At 39.3% G+C, this 16,357-nt stretch carries 14 protein-coding genes; 13 read left to right on the top strand and 1 reads right to left on the bottom strand.

Annotation, left to right across the window (positions count from 1 at the left end; translation table 11 throughout):
• Position 1 precedes the first annotated feature (1 nt).
• The 10 genes from radA (at position 2) to RT761_RS01010 (ending at position 11,081) form a co-directional block, all read left to right on the top strand.
• Positions 2-1,381: a DNA repair protein RadA gene (gene radA, locus RT761_RS01055; RefSeq protein ID WP_218112247.1), complete on the top strand. Its 1,380-nt coding sequence runs from the start codon at positions 2-4 to the stop codon at positions 1,379-1,381.
• A 277-nt stretch (positions 1,382-1,658) separates the two neighbouring features.
• Positions 1,659-2,711 carry a PIN/TRAM domain-containing protein gene (locus tag RT761_RS01050; RefSeq protein ID WP_218112246.1) on the top strand — a complete coding sequence of 351 codons (1,053 nt, stop codon included), beginning with the start codon at positions 1,659-1,661 and terminating at the stop codon, positions 2,709-2,711.
• A 41-nt stretch (positions 2,712-2,752) separates the two neighbouring features.
• The gene (gene ispD / locus RT761_RS01045; RefSeq protein WP_218112245.1) at positions 2,753-3,445 is read left to right on the top strand and encodes a 2-C-methyl-D-erythritol 4-phosphate cytidylyltransferase; all 693 of its coding nucleotides are present in this window, start codon (positions 2,753-2,755) and stop codon (positions 3,443-3,445) included.
• 5 nt (positions 3,446-3,450) lie between these two features.
• The gene (gene ispF, locus RT761_RS01040) at positions 3,451-3,927 is read left to right on the top strand and encodes a 2-C-methyl-D-erythritol 2,4-cyclodiphosphate synthase (RefSeq protein ID WP_343073764.1); all 477 of its coding nucleotides are present in this window, start codon (positions 3,451-3,453) and stop codon (positions 3,925-3,927) included.
• Positions 3,891-4,643 (top strand): septal ring lytic transglycosylase RlpA family protein, encoded by a 753-nt coding sequence (locus RT761_RS01035; RefSeq protein WP_218112243.1) that lies wholly within the window; start codon positions 3,891-3,893, stop codon positions 4,641-4,643. Before ispF ends, RT761_RS01035 begins: the two co-directional genes overlap by 37 nt.
• Before the next feature lie 478 nt (positions 4,644-5,121).
• Entirely contained in the window at positions 5,122-6,543 is a 1,422-nt protein-coding gene (gene cysS, locus RT761_RS01030) for a cysteine--tRNA ligase (RefSeq protein WP_218112242.1), read from the top strand.
• A 736-nt stretch (positions 6,544-7,279) separates the two neighbouring features.
• A complete protein-coding gene (gene rlmB, locus RT761_RS01025) occupies positions 7,280-8,032 on the top strand; it encodes a 23S rRNA (guanosine(2251)-2'-O)-methyltransferase RlmB (RefSeq protein WP_218112241.1) in 753 nt (250 codons plus the stop codon).
• Positions 8,026-9,396, top strand: a complete 1,371-nt coding sequence (gene rlmD / locus RT761_RS01020) for a 23S rRNA (uracil(1939)-C(5))-methyltransferase RlmD (RefSeq protein ID WP_218112240.1) — start codon at positions 8,026-8,028, stop codon at positions 9,394-9,396. Before rlmB ends, rlmD begins: the two co-directional genes overlap by 7 nt.
• Before the next feature lie 287 nt (positions 9,397-9,683).
• A complete protein-coding gene (locus RT761_RS01015) occupies positions 9,684-10,895 on the top strand; it encodes a pyridoxal phosphate-dependent aminotransferase (protein WP_218112239.1) in 1,212 nt (403 codons plus the stop codon).
• A gap of 36 nt (positions 10,896-10,931) precedes the next feature.
• Positions 10,932-11,081 carry a hypothetical protein gene (locus tag RT761_RS01010; protein WP_218112238.1) on the top strand — a complete coding sequence of 50 codons (150 nt, stop codon included), beginning with the start codon at positions 10,932-10,934 and terminating at the stop codon, positions 11,079-11,081.
• Here the strand turns inward: RT761_RS01010 and RT761_RS01005 are convergent.
• Positions 11,024-11,947 carry a DMT family transporter gene (locus RT761_RS01005; protein WP_218112237.1) on the bottom strand — a complete coding sequence of 308 codons (924 nt, stop codon included), beginning with the start codon at positions 11,945-11,947 and terminating at the stop codon, positions 11,024-11,026. The two genes, RT761_RS01010 and RT761_RS01005, sit on opposite strands and share 58 nt — an antisense overlap.
• Positions 11,948-12,988: 1,041 nt before the next feature.
• Here RT761_RS01005 and RT761_RS01000 point away from each other — a divergent pair.
• The 3 genes from RT761_RS01000 to RT761_RS00990 all read left to right on the top strand — a co-directional run bounded on the left by RT761_RS01000 (position 12,989) and on the right by RT761_RS00990 (position 16,325).
• Positions 12,989-14,083 carry a uroporphyrinogen decarboxylase family protein gene (locus RT761_RS01000; protein ID WP_218112236.1) on the top strand — a complete coding sequence of 365 codons (1,095 nt, stop codon included), beginning with the start codon at positions 12,989-12,991 and terminating at the stop codon, positions 14,081-14,083.
• Positions 14,084-14,507: 424 nt separating this feature from the next.
• Positions 14,508-15,494 carry a sugar ABC transporter substrate-binding protein gene (locus RT761_RS00995; RefSeq protein WP_218112235.1) on the top strand — a complete coding sequence of 329 codons (987 nt, stop codon included), beginning with the start codon at positions 14,508-14,510 and terminating at the stop codon, positions 15,492-15,494.
• 3 nt (positions 15,495-15,497) lie between these two features.
• A complete protein-coding gene (locus RT761_RS00990; RefSeq protein WP_218112234.1) occupies positions 15,498-16,325 on the top strand; it encodes an ATP-binding cassette domain-containing protein in 828 nt (275 codons plus the stop codon).
• The last annotated feature ends 32 nt before the right edge of the window (positions 16,326-16,357 follow it).

The raw sequence follows: 16,357 nt of genomic DNA, 5'->3' as shown, positions 1-16,357 counted from the left end.
TGTGAAAAAATCGGAGTTTGTTTGTCAGACTTGTGAATATTCCACCCCCAGCTGGCTGGGGAAATGTCCCCAGTGCGGGGGGTGGAATACTTTTAAAGAAATTGTTTCTTTGCCCCCAAAATCCGCAAAAAAAAATGGGTCTAAGTCCAATACTCAACCAATCTCTTTTCCAGACCTATTTAATCAAAATTACGAAATTGATCGGCGGTTTGGTACGAGTTTGGTCGAAGTTGATCGTGTCTTAGGCGGTGGTATTGTTGAAGGATCTCTTTCCCTTTTGAGTGGAGACCCAGGAATTGGGAAGTCCACTTTGCTTTTAGCAATAGCCGCTGGAATTGCCCGTCAAGGAAAAAAAGTGCTCTATATTAGTACTGAAGAATCACTCCATCAGCTTTTTATCAGGTTACAACGTTTTGGTTTTAAACCAAACCCCAATTTATGGCTTCATTCAACTGATAGTTATAACGATATAGAGCTAAGCATAGAGAATATCACTCCGTCTCTAATTATTATCGATTCAATACAAAATTTATCTTTGGATGAACTAGATGTCATGCCTGGGAACATCTCTCTCATCCGCGATTTGAGTTCTCGGTTTATGGATATTTCAAAAAAGAAAAATATTGCCATTTTTTTAGTTGGCCACGTAACCAAGGAAGGCATCGTTGCCGGACCGAGGACTTTGGAACATTTAGTTGATGTAGTTCTTTATTTAGACGGCGAAGCCCATCATCAACTTCGGGTTTTACGAAGTGTAAAAAACCGATTTGGTTCAACTCAAGAAGTTGGATTATTGGAAATGAAAGAAGAAGGATTGGTCGAATTGATTGATCCTTCAAAATTTTTCTTGGTGGAAAAAGATATTGACAATAGCAGTACCGCACGCACGGTTCTTGCCGAGGGAAGAAGAGCGTTACTTCTTGAAGTTCAAACTTTAGCCAATCAATCTTACCTTGATTACCCACGGAGAGTGAGTGTTGGTTTTGATGTCAATCGCCTCCATCTTTTGGTTGCAGTAATTGAAAAACGAGTGCGTATTCGTTTCGGTCAGCAAGATATTTATTTGAATATGGCTGGAGGAATGAAGGTCACCGAGACTACTCCTGATTTAGCCATCTGTTTTAGTCTCATTTCTTCACGTTTAGAAAAGAGTCTCAATAAAAACACCATATATTTAGGAGAGGTTGGGTTAGGAGGAGAAATTCGTCCAGTCCACTTTTTTGAAGGGAGGATTCAAGAAGCGGCTAGAATGGGAATTAGTCGGGTGGTCACATCGCAATATCATCTCCATAATAGCGCCAAGAAAAAGCTAAAGGGATTGAAAATTATTGGATATCAAACCCTTTATGAAGCAGCACAAAAAGAAAATTTAGTACCATAAAATGAAAGGTTTTTGAATTTAGCCCACCAGGAACTGAATGAAAGATAAATAGTATTTTGGATAGTATTGGTTGAGTGTTATAATTATTTTTATAACACTCAAATATGGGAATTATAATCTCAACTTATCCATATGGAAAAGCGGTTTAAAAAAAGAAGGTTAAAACCGCAAGATATTTTTTTCTTTAAACTTCTAATAGAGAGGAGGGACTTACTCCAATACATAAGCAATTGAGATAATGAAGCTTATTATCCATTCAGTTAGGAGGAGATATGATATGACGAGTGGTGGTAAGTGGGGGTATATCGTTTCGATTATTATTGTCTTTATTCTGAGTACTTTAATTTACCGATCCCTACAAACTTCACTAAATCTGTATTCATGGCTTGGAATTATTCTCATTACCGGTATTTATAGTTTTATTGCCTATTTAAGCCAGAAATATACCGGATTTTTTTTCCTGGAGAAATGGAATAAAATCTCCCTCGCAGTTAATCGGCTGTCTGCTATTGATATTTTAGTTGCTTTAGGGGGATTGATTGTAGGCCTGGTGATTGGAGCCCTTTTAACCTACCCTCTTTCCTTCCTTTTTAGTAAGATTACTACTCTACCACTGTTAGTGACTTTGGCTTGTGGCATTATTGGTTTGGCATTGGCAATAATTCGCAAAGAAGATATTATTATGATTTTTACCGGAATCCCGAAAATGAAACTTTTACGGGGGCAAAACAATATAGCTAAAATACTTGATACGAGTTCAATCGTAGATGGACGAATAGCAGATATTTGCAAAACCGGTTTTGTTGAAGGTGACATGATAATACCTCGATTTGTTCTAAAAGAATTACAGCAAGTTGCCGATTCCCAAGATCCCTTGAAGAGAAGTCGAGGGCGGCGAGGCTTGGATATTTTAAATAAAATGAGAAAGGAAAAAAAGGTTAATATCCGCATCGTTGAGAGAGATTTTATCGAGATACGGGATGTCGATGCCAAGTTGATCAAGATGGCAAAAGTAATGGGGGCAAAAGTAATTACCAATGATTATAATTTGAACAAAATTGCTGAGTTAGAAGGAGTTGAAGTTCTTAATATCAACGAACTCGCTAACTCGTTAAAGCCCTATGTATTGCCAGGAGAAGAACTGAGAGTGCAAATCATTCGAGAAGGGAAAGAATCCGATCAAGGAGTAGGGTATTTGGACGATGGAACCATGGTGGTGGTTGAGGGAGGAAAAAAATACATCAATGTTGTAATAGATACCGTTGTAACCAGCGTTCTACAGACTCCGGCGGGAAGGATGATTTTTGCCAAACCGAGAGGAAAAATGTAAAATAGAGAAACTCATTATCCTGAAACATGAGGTGATATTGTTTGTTCATAGCGTTGATCGTTGCTGCCGGGACTGGAGAAAGAATGAACACAATTATTCCCAAACAATTTTTACCGGTTTTAGGAAAACCGCTGTTAGCACATACTATTGATGTGTTTGAAAAGTCACCCTTAATTGATGAAATAATTGTTGTTATTAACAAAAATCATGAAAAGCAGTTCCGGGATCAAGTTCTAACCAATATACACGCCAAAAAAGCATTACGTTTTGTTTTTGGTGGAAACACCAGACAGGACTCAGTCTACGCCGGATTGGAATTAATTTTTAACCGTCCTAACGATTATGTCTTAATTCATGATGGAGTTCGACCCTTGGTAAGTGATGAAATACTCAAACGCTCAGTAGAGGATGTCGTAAAATATGGAGCGGTGTGCTGTGCTATACCATCGGTTGACACCTTAAAGGTGAGTAAAAATAATAACTGTATTGAATCAACTTTAGATCGATCAATGGTTTGGAGAGCCCAGACCCCTCAATCATTTAAGATTTCAATTATTTGGGAAGCCATCCAAAAAGCCAAAGCTGACGGTTTTTGTGCGACTGATGATTCAGCCATGGTTGAGCGGTTGGGAATTCCAGTTTACTTGGTAATCGGTTCTGAAGAAAATTATAAAATAACCACACCCCAGGACTTTATCCGAGCCGAGGAGAATTTACGATGGATAAAATCCTGAACGGCATAAGGGTGGGCTTGGGATATGATATTCATCCTTTTGTTGAAGGAAAGAAGTTAGTTTTAGGTGGCGTTACCATACCTTATCATCTTGGTTTATCCGGGCATTCCGATGGTGATGTGATATGCCATGCATTAATGGATTCCTTGTTGGGAGCGGCATCGCTCCCGGATATCGGGCATTGGTTTCCCGATCAAGATGAACGTTTCCTTGGTGCTTACAGTCTTTTATTATTGGAAGAAATAACACAAAAAATACGGGGAGATGGGTGGGATATCGTTAATTTTGATTGCACCCTCATTGCCGAGTTTCCCCAAATCACACCTTTTTCTCTAGAAATGAAACAAAACTTGTCCCGAGCAACCGGGGTAAGTATTCAATCGATCGGCCTTAAAGCGACGACCAATGAAAGACTAGGAAGTTTAGGAAAGGGGGAAGGCATAGCATGCCTATCCGTATGTCTTATTTTGAGAAATTCATGAAAGGGATATCGATAACCCTTATTTTATCCCTAGCAGTTTTTATTTTTTCTAATTCAGTTTTGGCAAACAAATCGATACCAGGTCGAATGGTGACACGAAATTCAGGAACGATTCATATTAACGGAAGGAGAATAATGCGGGTTCGTCATTCCGGTGATTATTCTTCTATTGATGAAAGAGCTGAGAAAATTTATAAGCGATTGTCGGATTTGTTCATTCATCCACCATCGGGTACCATTAATTTCTATGTTTCACCTGAATCAAAACAAGTAAATGCTTATTGTAACCAAAAACTTCTATTTTCAGTTTACCCAAGCGATGCCTCTTTAAATAACTCCGAAATGTTAGACCTTGCTCTTCTCTGGTTAAATCAGATCCAAATGGAATTTTATCGTTTATATGATGGATACGAAGGACGAGTAGTCAATAAAATTATTGGTTTAGCTTCATGGTATGGACCAAGATTCTCCGGAAGGGCAACGGCCTGTGAAGAGACATTTAATCCGTATGCTTTTACGGCTGCTCATCGAACCCTCCCGATTGGCTCGATTCTACTGATTTCGAATCCAGATAATGGTAAAAGAGTTGTTGTAAGAGTAAATGATCGGGGACCGAGAAGCAAAAATCGGGAAATCGACCTATCGCTCGCAGCGGCAAAAACCATTGGGATCCATCAAAATGGCGTCGATAATGTGACTATTGAGGTTATTGATTAGACTTTACTCGGTAAAAAGTAAATTTGACTTCATTCAATAACCGAAGGGCATGATGTATCATGCTCTCACAAAAGAATTAAAATTGGAGGGGCACAATGTATTGTGCCCATTCTTTCATTAATGTAGCGACCTGCCACGGTATGTCGAATCTTGGATTTTCATCCTTAAATAGTGTCGCAACATATTATGAGGGTCTATCCTGAAAATATAGTGAGAAGCGAGTGGTGAGTGTGGTGGGTTTCAAAATAATCACCCTCATCCTCACCTTCTCCCATCAAGGGAGAAGGAACTTCTGCTCGTCATTGCGAGGAACGAAGTGACGTGGCAATCTCATGAGCTCAATCCAGTTTTTTATCATTATCAGAGGCCACCACGTGACATAATTATCTATAACGAAAAAGGCCAAATAATTATATTTCTTGTGGCAAAACTGGTTTAATGTTTTCATTCATAATGAAAAACAGGAAAGGGAACGAAATTGGAAATCTACCTTTACAATACGCTAACCCAAAAGAAAGAATTGTTTGTTCCTCAGAATAAAGAGAAAATAGGTTTATATACCTGTGGGCCAACCGTTTATGACTTAATCCATATTGGAAATGCCAGGGTATTTGTAGTATTTGATTGTTTACGACGTTTTTTTAAACAATTGGGTTATGAAGTTACCTTTGTACAAAATTTTACTGATGTAGATGATAAAATAATCAACCGAGCTAGGGAAAAAGGGCTTCAACCAGAAGAAATTGCCTCTTACTATATTGAACAATATTTAATCGATGCCGATCGATTGGGTATAGAACAACCAACCGTTTCTCCCCGAGCGACTGAGCATATCGATGATATTATCGGACTCATCAAACAGCTTGAAGATCGAGGTTACACTTATGCTCTCGAAGGTGATATTTTGTTTGATGTTTCGCGTTTTTCTGATTATGGCAAATTATCTCGAAAACCTTTAGAAGACCAGATGGAAGGTGCGAGAGTTGAAGCTCGTTACCAAAAAAGAAATCCCGCCGATTTTGTTCTTTGGAAAAGTGCCAAACCAGGAGAGCCTTATTGGGAAAGTCCTTGGGGAAAGGGGAGGCCGGGATGGCATATTGAGTGTTCGGCGATGTCGATGAAATATTTAGGCGAGACCCTTGATATCCATGCCGGAGGAATTGATTTAATATTTCCTCATCATGAGAATGAAATTGCCCAAAGTGAAGCAGCTACCGGGAAAACCTTCGTTAAATATTGGCTTCATAATGGCTATGTAAATATTCAAAATGAAAAGATGTCCAAGTCTTTAGGAAATATCTTGACCGTTCGAGAACTTTATACCAATCGTGATCCTCGTGTCTTGCGATTAGTTATTCTTTTTACTCATTACCGCAATCCTATTAATATCGATGATACGATTTTGGACGCTGCTGGGAGTTATTTAAATCGGATTAAAAATTTTGTTCGGAATTTCTTTTTCATCTATAACCAAATCCAGTCAGATTCGAAATGGCTGGATAGCGATGAAAGTTTAATAGATAAAATCCAGTCAATGTATGAAAAGTTTATTGCTTCACTTGCTGATGATTTTAATACTCCTCAAGCCTTGGCGGTTTTGAGTGATTTTATTAAAGAAATGAATACCTATCTTCAACCCAAAAGAAAAAAATGGAATCTCAATACCCTAAAAAGTATTTTAGGTTTTCTCAATCAAGTGAACCAAATTTTAGGCGTGATACCGCTTCAGGAAATGGAAGAAGAAGATCGAGAAGTTTTAAAACTGATTCAAGATAGGGAAATAGCCAGAAAAAATCGAGTTTTTTCCCAGGCAGACCTGCTACGAGATACCATCTTGAAGTCCGGCTATACCATCGAAGATACACCTCTGGGGCCTCGTTATTATCGAGATGAAGATTAACTAAGCTCAAGATCAATTAAGCTAGGGAAGGTTATTCATAATTCCCCCATCTAATGAGTCAAGCAAAATAATTACTTCAATGATTGATCGTTGTTGAAAATCCATTCCAAAAAATAGTGAAAAATTTATTGAATTGATACGTTCTCTTTTTGTGAATAGGTGTTCATGTTGCATAGCAGCACCAGATGAGGATGAAAATATTTATCTGCCGATCATTTTCCCCCTTTAGCAAAGGGGGTTAGGGGGATTTGAATTTTTTTTCTGTTCCGTCGTTGCGAGGAGCGCAGCGACGTGGCAATCTCATTTAGTATTTTTTTTAAAAAAAATTAAAAGATGAGATCCTCATCTGAGAAATCACAATCCTTAAGACGTAAGACTATAGTTCCTTCTCCCTTGATGGGAGAAGGTGAGGATGAGGGTGAAAGGCTGGATTATAACCCAAGTATGGTTTTTTGAATTTAAAACTCGATAAGAGATTTAAGTTCCCCCTCACCTTAATCCTCTCCCACCAGGGGAGAGGAAAAAATAGAGAAATGGTTCTCCCACCAGGGGAGAGGAAAAAAAGAAAAATGAGAGAAGGTGAGGATGAGGATGAAAACCTGGATTCGACATGCCATGGCATGTCGCTACGTTAATCGGATGCTGTAAATTGCGTCCCTATAATAAAATCTTTTGCAGAAGCTTGATTTATCAAATTTGAGAGTGAATTTAAATAAGTTTGTAGAAGAGGAAAGCAATGCAAAATATAATTTACGGACGAAATCCAGTAATAGGAGCGTTGGAATCACCAAGAAAAAAACCATTAAAACTTTATCTTCAAAAGGATATTCAAGGTGAAGTAATTAGTAAAATTGTCGATTTAGCCAATCGTTTAAATTTACCCCTTGTTAGGTTGGATAAGTTTGCTTTGCAAAAAATTGCCGGTTATCAAGCTCGTCACCAGGGAGTTCTTTTGGTTTATGAACCATTGGGAAATCCAACCTGGAAAGACATTTTAATCAAAGCAAAATCCAAAAGGGATTCTTTGGTGGTTTTTATTGATAGCGTTGAAGATCCGCGTAATTTAGGTGCAATACTCAGGACGGCTTCAGCTTTTGGTGTTGATGGAGTTATAACCAGTAAGGCTCATACCGCTCCGATAAATTCAGAAGTAATAAAAGCTTCAGCGGGAGAAATGGAAAAAATCGATATTGTTCAGGAAAATAATTTTACTGGAATTGTTAAGCAATTTCGCGAGAATAATTTCTGGATGGTATCCTTTGAAGCTGCTGCTGAATTGTCTTTATGGAAAATGGATTTTACTCGTGGTTCTTGGGGAATTATAGTAGGAGGGGAAGATCGAGGAGTTCGAAAGATTATTCGTTCACTCTGCGATTACGTCGTTTCTATTCCCATGGAAAATTTAGTGAGTTCTTTGAACGTATCGGTTGCCTTTGGTATAGGACTTTATGAGGTGATTCGTCAAAAACGGGGGAGTCATTCATGCTGAAGAAAGGTGATGTTATCGAAGGAACGGTTGAGACCTTTGCTCTTCCCGATTGTACTGGAGTGATGCGTCATCAAAACTGGGTGGTATTTGTACCTGGGGTTCTTCCTGGAGAAAAATGTCGAGTTGGAGTTCGAAAAGTCAAAAGAAATTTTCTGCAAGGAGAACTCAGTGAATTCATTGAAAAATCCCCGATGCGAATCGAGCCAGTTTGTCCTCATTTTCAAATGGGTTGTGGTGGCTGTAGTCTTCAATTTGCGGATTATGCTGAGCAAGTATCAATAAAAGAGAAAAATGCCCTCAATGCCATCGAACGAATTGGGAAAGTCAATCTTTCACTAGTAGACTATGAAGGGTTTATTCCATCAGTTCAACACCTTGGCTATCGAAACAAAATGGAATTTAACTTTGGTACCCAAGATGGGAAACTGATTTGCGGGTTGAGACCCAAGGGAAAATACTGGGATCTTATTGATTTACAAACCTGTTATTTGATGAATGAAAAGGTGATTGCTGGGTTATTAGATTTTTTTCGATCTTATGGGAACCGTAATAACTTAAAAGGGTATGATCCGGTTCGCAAAGATGGTTTTTTAAGAAATCTGTTAATACGTTATAACCGCAGCCTTGACCAATATTTAATCGGTCTTTCAACAGTAAGTGGGAAACTTCCCGAGGAGGATAGGCTGGTTCAGGATTTGGTCCATAATTTTCCCAGTGTCTCCGGTTTGGTACATATTGTTAATGATTCTCCAGCCAATGCCCTCCTATTTGAAGAGAAAATTCTATTATATGGCTCAGAATACTATATCGAGACCATTGGCTCAACCCAGTATAAAGTCTCCATTGATAGTTTTTTTCAGGTTAATATTCATGTCGGCGAGCTGCTTTTTCCAATTATTGAGAATTATACTGATCTTCAACCAGGAGAGTCTCTTTTTGATCTTTATTCAGGGAATGGGAGTATTGGATTGTATCTGTCACGCCAGGGGAACAGGATTACTGGAATTGAAGAAAATCCCCAGGCTGTTGAAGATGCTCGATTCAATGCGACGCTAAACTCGATTTCTTCTTATAAAGCTATTTGTGGGAGAGTTGAAAAGGTTTTGTTGGATGTTATTGGAAGTTCTCTTAAGAAAGGAATAGTTGATCCTCCTCGAGCTGGTTTGACGCCAAAAGTTATCAAAACTTTAGTCGCAGCTCATCCCGAAAAAATTGTTTATGTTTCTTGCAATACCACATCGTTAGCTCGTGATTTAGCGGTATTTGCTGAAGATAATTTCATGTTGAAAAAAATAACCTGGATCGATCTTTTTCCTCAAACACCTCATTACGAAGCGGTAGCACTGATCGAACCTTCAAGTTAATTTTTTTCTCCAGGCGAGAGAGTTCTCGCTTTTTTCTTTCCTCTCTCCTGGGGGGGGATGCGGGATTCGATTCGTTTCTAAATTTGTATTTTATCCTTATCTGTTTATTACCAAACGGCATAAGGATTTACCCATCAAAATCAGCTTCAAGAAATGAGAGGGTAATATTAGCAAAATGAGCTCTCATGATATAATGAGTAATTCCGTTTATTATTTATTTCAATACTGAGGTATTGCAAAAAGACGGTTCGGTGGTTAGAGTATTACCAAATAAGGTAGGTGAGACCATGAAATCCATTGAGAAAGTAAAAAAATTTGCCAAACTGAATGACTTTATTGCCGACAGAGTATACCACTTGAGTGGTGAAGGTGCCTTTGAAGTTTTAGCTCAAGCACAAAAATTGGAGAAGTTAGGTAAAAATATTATTCATCTTGAAATCGGAGAACCAGATTTTGAGACTCCTGAAAGAGTTAAAAATAAAGCAATTCAAGCTATCCAGACTGGGCATACCCACTATGTACCTTCTTCTGGATTAAACGACTTAAAAGAAGCAGTTACAACTTACATGAAAAGAACCCGGGGAGTAAACGTTGATTCGGAGGAAGTTGTTATCACCCCAGGAGCCAAACCAGTCATATTTTTAACTTTTCTTATGCTTCTTCAGCCAGGTGATGAGGTGATATATCCTAATCCTGGGTTTCCAGCTTATCGGTCAATTATTGATTTTGCCGGAGCAAAAGCAGTGCCACTTCCTCTTTTAGAAGAGAATGGATTTCGGGTGGACACCAATGAACTAAAAAGTTTGATAACTTCGAAAACCAAGATGTTGGTTTTAAATTCTCCTCATAATCCGACTGGTTCGAGATTATTGGCCGAAGACTTAGAAGCAATAGCGCAAGTTGCAATCGAAGAGGACTTAATGGTATTTACTGATGAAGTATATAGCGAAATAGTTTATGATGGAGATCATGTAAGCATACTCCAATATCCAGGCATGAAAGAGAGAACAGTATTGCTCGATGCTTTTTCTAAAACCTTTGCCATGACCGGTTGGAGGTTGGGTTATGCAGTTCTTCCTCGGGAATTAGCCGGATATTTAACTTTATTAGTAACCAACTCCAACTCATGTACCTGTACTTTTACTCAGATGGCAGGAGCTGAAGCTCTTTTATTCGAGAGAGACTCGGTTCAGAATATGTCCAACGAATTTCGTCGAAGAAGAGACTTTTTATTTGATCGGATGAGCAAAATTGAAGGGGTTCAAATCGTCAAACCAAATGGTGCTTTTTATTATTTTCCCAACATTAAATCTTTTGGATTAACATCCCGAGAGATGGCTGCCTATCTTTTGCAAGAAGCTGGGGTTGCGCTTCTCCCCGGAACTTGTTTTGGTGAACAGGGTGAAGGTTATTTAAGAATTTCTTTCTCAAATTCAATGGAAAATATTTCTGAAGCCATGGATCGAGTTGAACTTGCCTTAAAGCGATTAAAAGCATAAAACCGGATCTCATGACCGGAACAGGAGGACGATAAAATGAAAATTGTTTTAACTAACTTTAGAAGAAAAGGGACTCCTATGAGCCGAGCTGAAGAGCAGGGATTACTTCAAAAAATTATTGATCTTCTCTATGTTGAAGGCTTGGAATTTGATTTAAAAATTGTTGATTCAGAATCCGGTGAATGATTAAAAAGCCGGGGTGATATTTCAGCAAAAAGAATCCCGGCAACGATAAAGAAGCACCCCGCTATAGTGCGGGGTGTAAATTTCTCTTGCCAAAGAAAGTAAGAAACTACTGCAGCAAAAACCGGTTCTAAAACAAAAATGATTCCCACGTGTATAGCGGTAGTGTGTTTTTGCGCTACTTTTTGGATGGCGAAAGCCAAACCAGTTGCGGCAATCCCTAAAAAAACAAACTGGCCGATATCGGTCCATTGAGCCGGAAAATGGAGAGATCGAAAAGGAATTGCTAATAAAAGGCTCAAAAAGGCCACTGTACCCATTTCAATAATTACTAAAGGAAGAGCTTGGCTTTTTTGGGAAAACTTTTCAACTAATACGATCTGCAATCCATAAGCTGCGGCACCAACCAAGGTTAATAAATCTCCAAAAATTTGCCCTTTTAAAAATTCGGTAGGATTATAGGTCAGAAAAGCTAATCCAACCAGAGCCATAGCCACTCCAATCATAGTTTCTTTTTTCAGCTTGGTTCGTAGGAATATGAAAGAAAAAAAGGGGACTAAAATAACCGATAATCCGGTGATAAAAGCTGAACGGGCTGGTGTTGTGTAAACTAAGCCAAAGGTTTGAGAAAGATAACCACCAAAGAGAGCGACTCCTAATATTAGGCCGTATTTAAAGGTTTTTTTATCTGGTATTCTTTTTGGAAGTATGAGTAGCAAAAATAAAGTGGCAATGGCAAATCGCCAAAAGAGAACATTCAACGGGGCTTCTCTGCCTAATAAGTTTTTCATCATGACAAAAGTTCCTCCCCAGACAAGGCAAACTCCTGCCAAGGAAAGATCAGCTATCAGTGCTCGATTTACTTTCAAAAGACTCTCCTTTGAATATCACTTCAAGATTAAGTTATTTATTTTCTTTTATAAAATATTTTGCGTATTATTTGTTGACAGTTAAAAGCATACAAACGGTAGTATATCCTTTTTTTTCATAAAATTGAACTCGGTGAAAGGGGTAAAAAATTAATATTTTGTACGATCAGAGTCCTATCCATTCCTTTCCCCTATGTAAGATGAGGACGAAAACCAAGATTCGACATGCCATGGCATGTCGCTCTATTAATCGGGCGCGATAAAAGCCGAAAGGGCGGCTTTTTTAATTCCTTCTCCCTTGATTAGAGAAGGTGAGGATGATGGTGAAAATACCTATATAAAACCGTCATTGCGAAGAGTCCAAACGATTTTTGGTTGGACGACGTGGCAATTTCATCCACCCACTCAGTCATTCTGAGGAGTCCGGTGTTTTTGCCGGATGACGTGAGAATCTCATCTTTTATAATTATTGAATTCATTCCCCCATTGAGGGGGGATTCAGGGGGGTGTGCCTTTTTCTTTTTTGTTTGATTCCTTTTTACTCATTCCTATATTTTTAGGATAGACCTTCATGCTGCTTTGCAGCACCAGATGAGGATGAAAATGCCTTCCCAGGAATCGTTTCCCCCTTTAGCAAAGGGGGTTAGGGGGATTTGAGTTTTTTTTCCTGCTCGGTCATTGCGAGGAGCGTCTTGTGCGACGTGGCAATCTCTACCATCCACTTAGTCATTCTGAGGAGTCCGGTGTTTTTGCCGGACGACGTAAGAATCTCATCATTTAAAGTATTTATGAAGAAAAAAATTAAAAGATGAGATCCTCACGCCCTCAAAAAGCGAGGGCTCAGGATGACCGATTAAAGGCACACCCCCCTTTATCCCCCCTCAATGGGGGAATTTATAAGATGGTATTTTCAGGATAGACAGGAATCTTTACTCATATTTGAATGTTTCTGGATTTGTGAGAGAATATTCTAAAATGAGTAGAGGCATTTATTGAGAGATAAGCTTTCTAAAATTTATATAGAGGGGTTGGTGTTCATTTTTGAATAGCAAAGAAAGAGTTAAAACAGCATTATCACATCAAGAACCAGATCGAGTTCCGGTTACTGCCAGTTTTGTCCCTGAATTTGTTGAACGATTGAGAAAACAACTGAATTTCCCTATGCATCTGGTCAATCCCCATGGAGGAGAAACCCATGATTTAGAAGAGCATTTTCATCTTGATATCATTCAGTATTCAGTTGGAATTGCCAATTCCTATTATGCTTCCAATGAAGATGAATATACCTGTGATTGGGGTATTAAGTGGAAGCAAGCCGAGTATGATACCAGGTTTGGGGTTGGTCGATATACTGAAATAGCCGAGAATCCTCTTGCCGATGAAGATCGATTAAACAATTACCAGCCTCCAGATCCAAATCGGAAAGATCTTTATGCCCCTTTTAGTAAAATTATTGAGCAGTATGGGAAGGATTATTACATCCTTGGAGTAACAGTTTGTACAATATTTGAGGGGGCATGGTATCTTCGAGGTTTAAACCGTTTATTAATGGATATGGTTTATGATGAAGAAAAAGCCAACTGCATCCTTGACATTCCCTTTCATTATCATCTTGTTGCTGCCAGTAACTTAACCAAGATGGGAGCAGATGGTATTTGGATTGGTGATGATGTAGGAACTCAGAAAGGGATGATGATATCCCCTGAGATGTGGAGAAAGTATCTCAAGCCTCGAATGGCTGCATTTTGTCAAGAACTGAAAGCTATTAATCCAAACCTGAAGATTGCTTACCATAGCGATGGGAATATATATCCGATTATCGATGAATTAATCGAAATTGGGATTGATGTTCTCAATCCAATTCAACCCGCAGCAATGGATCCAGTTTATCTCAAAAAGCGGTATGGTAAAAACTTATCATTTTGGGGAACTATTGATGAACAGTATACCCTTCCATTTGGATCAGTCGAGGATGTTCGCCAAGAAACTCTTTCTCGGATTCAAAACGTCGCTCCAGGAGGAGGTTTAATCCTATCTCCAACTCATCATATTCAACTGGATACCCCGATTGAGAACTTTTTAACCTTTTTGGAAACAGTTCAATCTCACGGCAATTATCCGATTAAGACGGAGTGAGGGGAGAGTACGGCCTTCTTCTCTTAAAGGAGAAGGAATTATAGTAAGGCGTCATCCGGTTAATAATGCCGAACTCATCAGAAAGACAGAGCGGATGGATGAGAGAGCCACGACGCCACACCCCTCGCAGCGATGGTTTTAAACAGCCATAGCTATTATCATTCTCATTCAATGCTACCAAGTAGCCCGGATGTCATACACGTAAAAAGCTGACGAATAACAAGTAACCATTGAAACGCAAGGTACAGAAAGGCTTTGTTAAACTTCCAGTTCTTTGCTGATATATGTTGAAAAAATGATACTTTTTGGGGTAGAATAAACTTATAAATGAAAAAATAACACTTGAGGGGAGGTCAAGTTGGTAAAAAATATTTAAGAAGGGGAATAGAAAGAATATTTCATAAACAATTAAGGAGGTTTAAGTATGAAGAAATTTTTAGTTCTTGTGCTGGTTTTGTCTTTAGTTTTAACCCTGGTTGGAGCAGCATCGGCTCAGGGGAAACATTTTGAAGGAATACGGATTCGTTTTTTCCCAGGTGGATCAGAAGGAGATCCCTTTGCTTCGGTAGTATATCGAGGCGCTAAAGCGGCTGAAGAGGACTTTGGTTGCACGGTTGAATATGTATTTTCCCAGTGGCAACCAGACCGGATGGTCGCACAGTTTAAAGATGCAATTGCTGCCAAACCCGATGGAATAGCAATCATGGGACACCCTGGAGATGATGCCCTGGATCCGCTTATTGATGAAGCAGTCGCCGCAGGCATTATCGTTACTTCGCAAAACACTGCTTTGCCAATAGCTGAGGGGAAATATAAAGATAGAGGTTTTGGATATGTTGGTCAGGAACTCTATGCTTCTGGTCTTGCCTTAGGTCAAAAAGCGATTGAAAAGTTTGGACTTAAGGAAGGGGATCGGGCCATGGTTTGGGGATTACTTTCCCAAGAAACTCGTGGTCTTAGAACCAAAGGCGTAATCGATGCATTTGAAGAAGCCAAATTAGTCGTCGACTATATCGAGATATCTCCTGAAGTGAACGCTGATGCTCCATTGGGAACCCCAATAGTTAGTGGTTATCTCTCTTCTCATCCAGATTGCAAAATTATCGTGACTGATCACGGTGGACTCACCGCTACTTTGGAAACCTATTTAAAGGGAGCTGGCAAGGGTCCAGATGATGTGATCGGGATTGGGTTTGACTTGACCGCAGCTACGGTTGAGGCGATTCGAAATGGTTTTTGCGATTTGATCCTTGACCAGCAACCTTATCTCCAAGGATATCTGCCAATACTCCAGATTTGCTTAACTAAAAAATATGGTTTTTCCGGGCTGCATATCGATACCGGTTCCGGATTTATAGATGCTGACAATGTCGAAGCTGTTGCAAAGCTGGCTGAAGAAGGGATTCGATAATTAGTGGCTACTCAAGAGTCTTTGGTCAAATTATGCAATATCAAGAAATCGTTTGGCCATGTTGAGGTCTTGAAGGGGATTAACCTGGAAATTAACACCAATGAAGTGGTTGGCTTATTGGGTGATAATGGTGCCGGGAAATCCACCCTGATCAAGATTATCACCGGAGTCCATCAACCGGACTCCGGTGATCTCTTTTGGAAGGGAGAAAAACTGGTCAATTATAATGTAGCGAAAGCCCGTGATATTGGCATCGAAACCGTTTTCCAGGAACGTGCTTTAAGTGAAGAGCACAGTCTTTGGAGAAATATTTTTATGGGAAGAGAAATAACTTCCCGCTGGGGGTTTATCGATGTAAAAAGGGAAAAGGAAGAAACCGAAAGGATTATGAGAGAATACATGGGTTTTACCTCATCGGCTTTAACGACTGATGCAGTGGTTGGAACAATGTCAGGTGGAGAAAAACAAGGGGTGGCCATAGCTCGAGCTCTTCACTTCGAAGCCGATCTTATCATCCTTGATGAGCCAACAACTGGACTTTCTTTATCTGAAACTCAGAAAGTACTTGGTTTTGTTGATGATATCAAAATGAGGGGGAAGTCATGTATTTTTATCACACATAATATATATCATGTCTATCCGGTGGCCGACCGCATTGTTGTGCTGGACCGAGGTAGTGTTGTTGGGCAATTTCGCAAAGATGAAGTATCTTTGGAAGAATTAGTTAACCGACTTTATCTGGTAGCTCGAACGGGAAAATTAAGTGATAATGAGGCTTCAACTGTTGCTTGTGATCAACCCCAGGATGATATGCAATCCAAAATGCCGTAAGATTAGCGGAAAAAATTAGAGGTGAATATTTT

Source organism: Atribacter laminatus, from assembly GCF_015775515.1.
Taxonomy (GTDB): domain Bacteria; phylum Atribacterota; class Atribacteria; order Atribacterales; family Atribacteraceae; genus Atribacter; species Atribacter laminatus.
The sequence above is the reverse complement of the archived record's forward strand: the minus strand, read 5'-3'. Positions and strand labels throughout refer to the sequence as shown.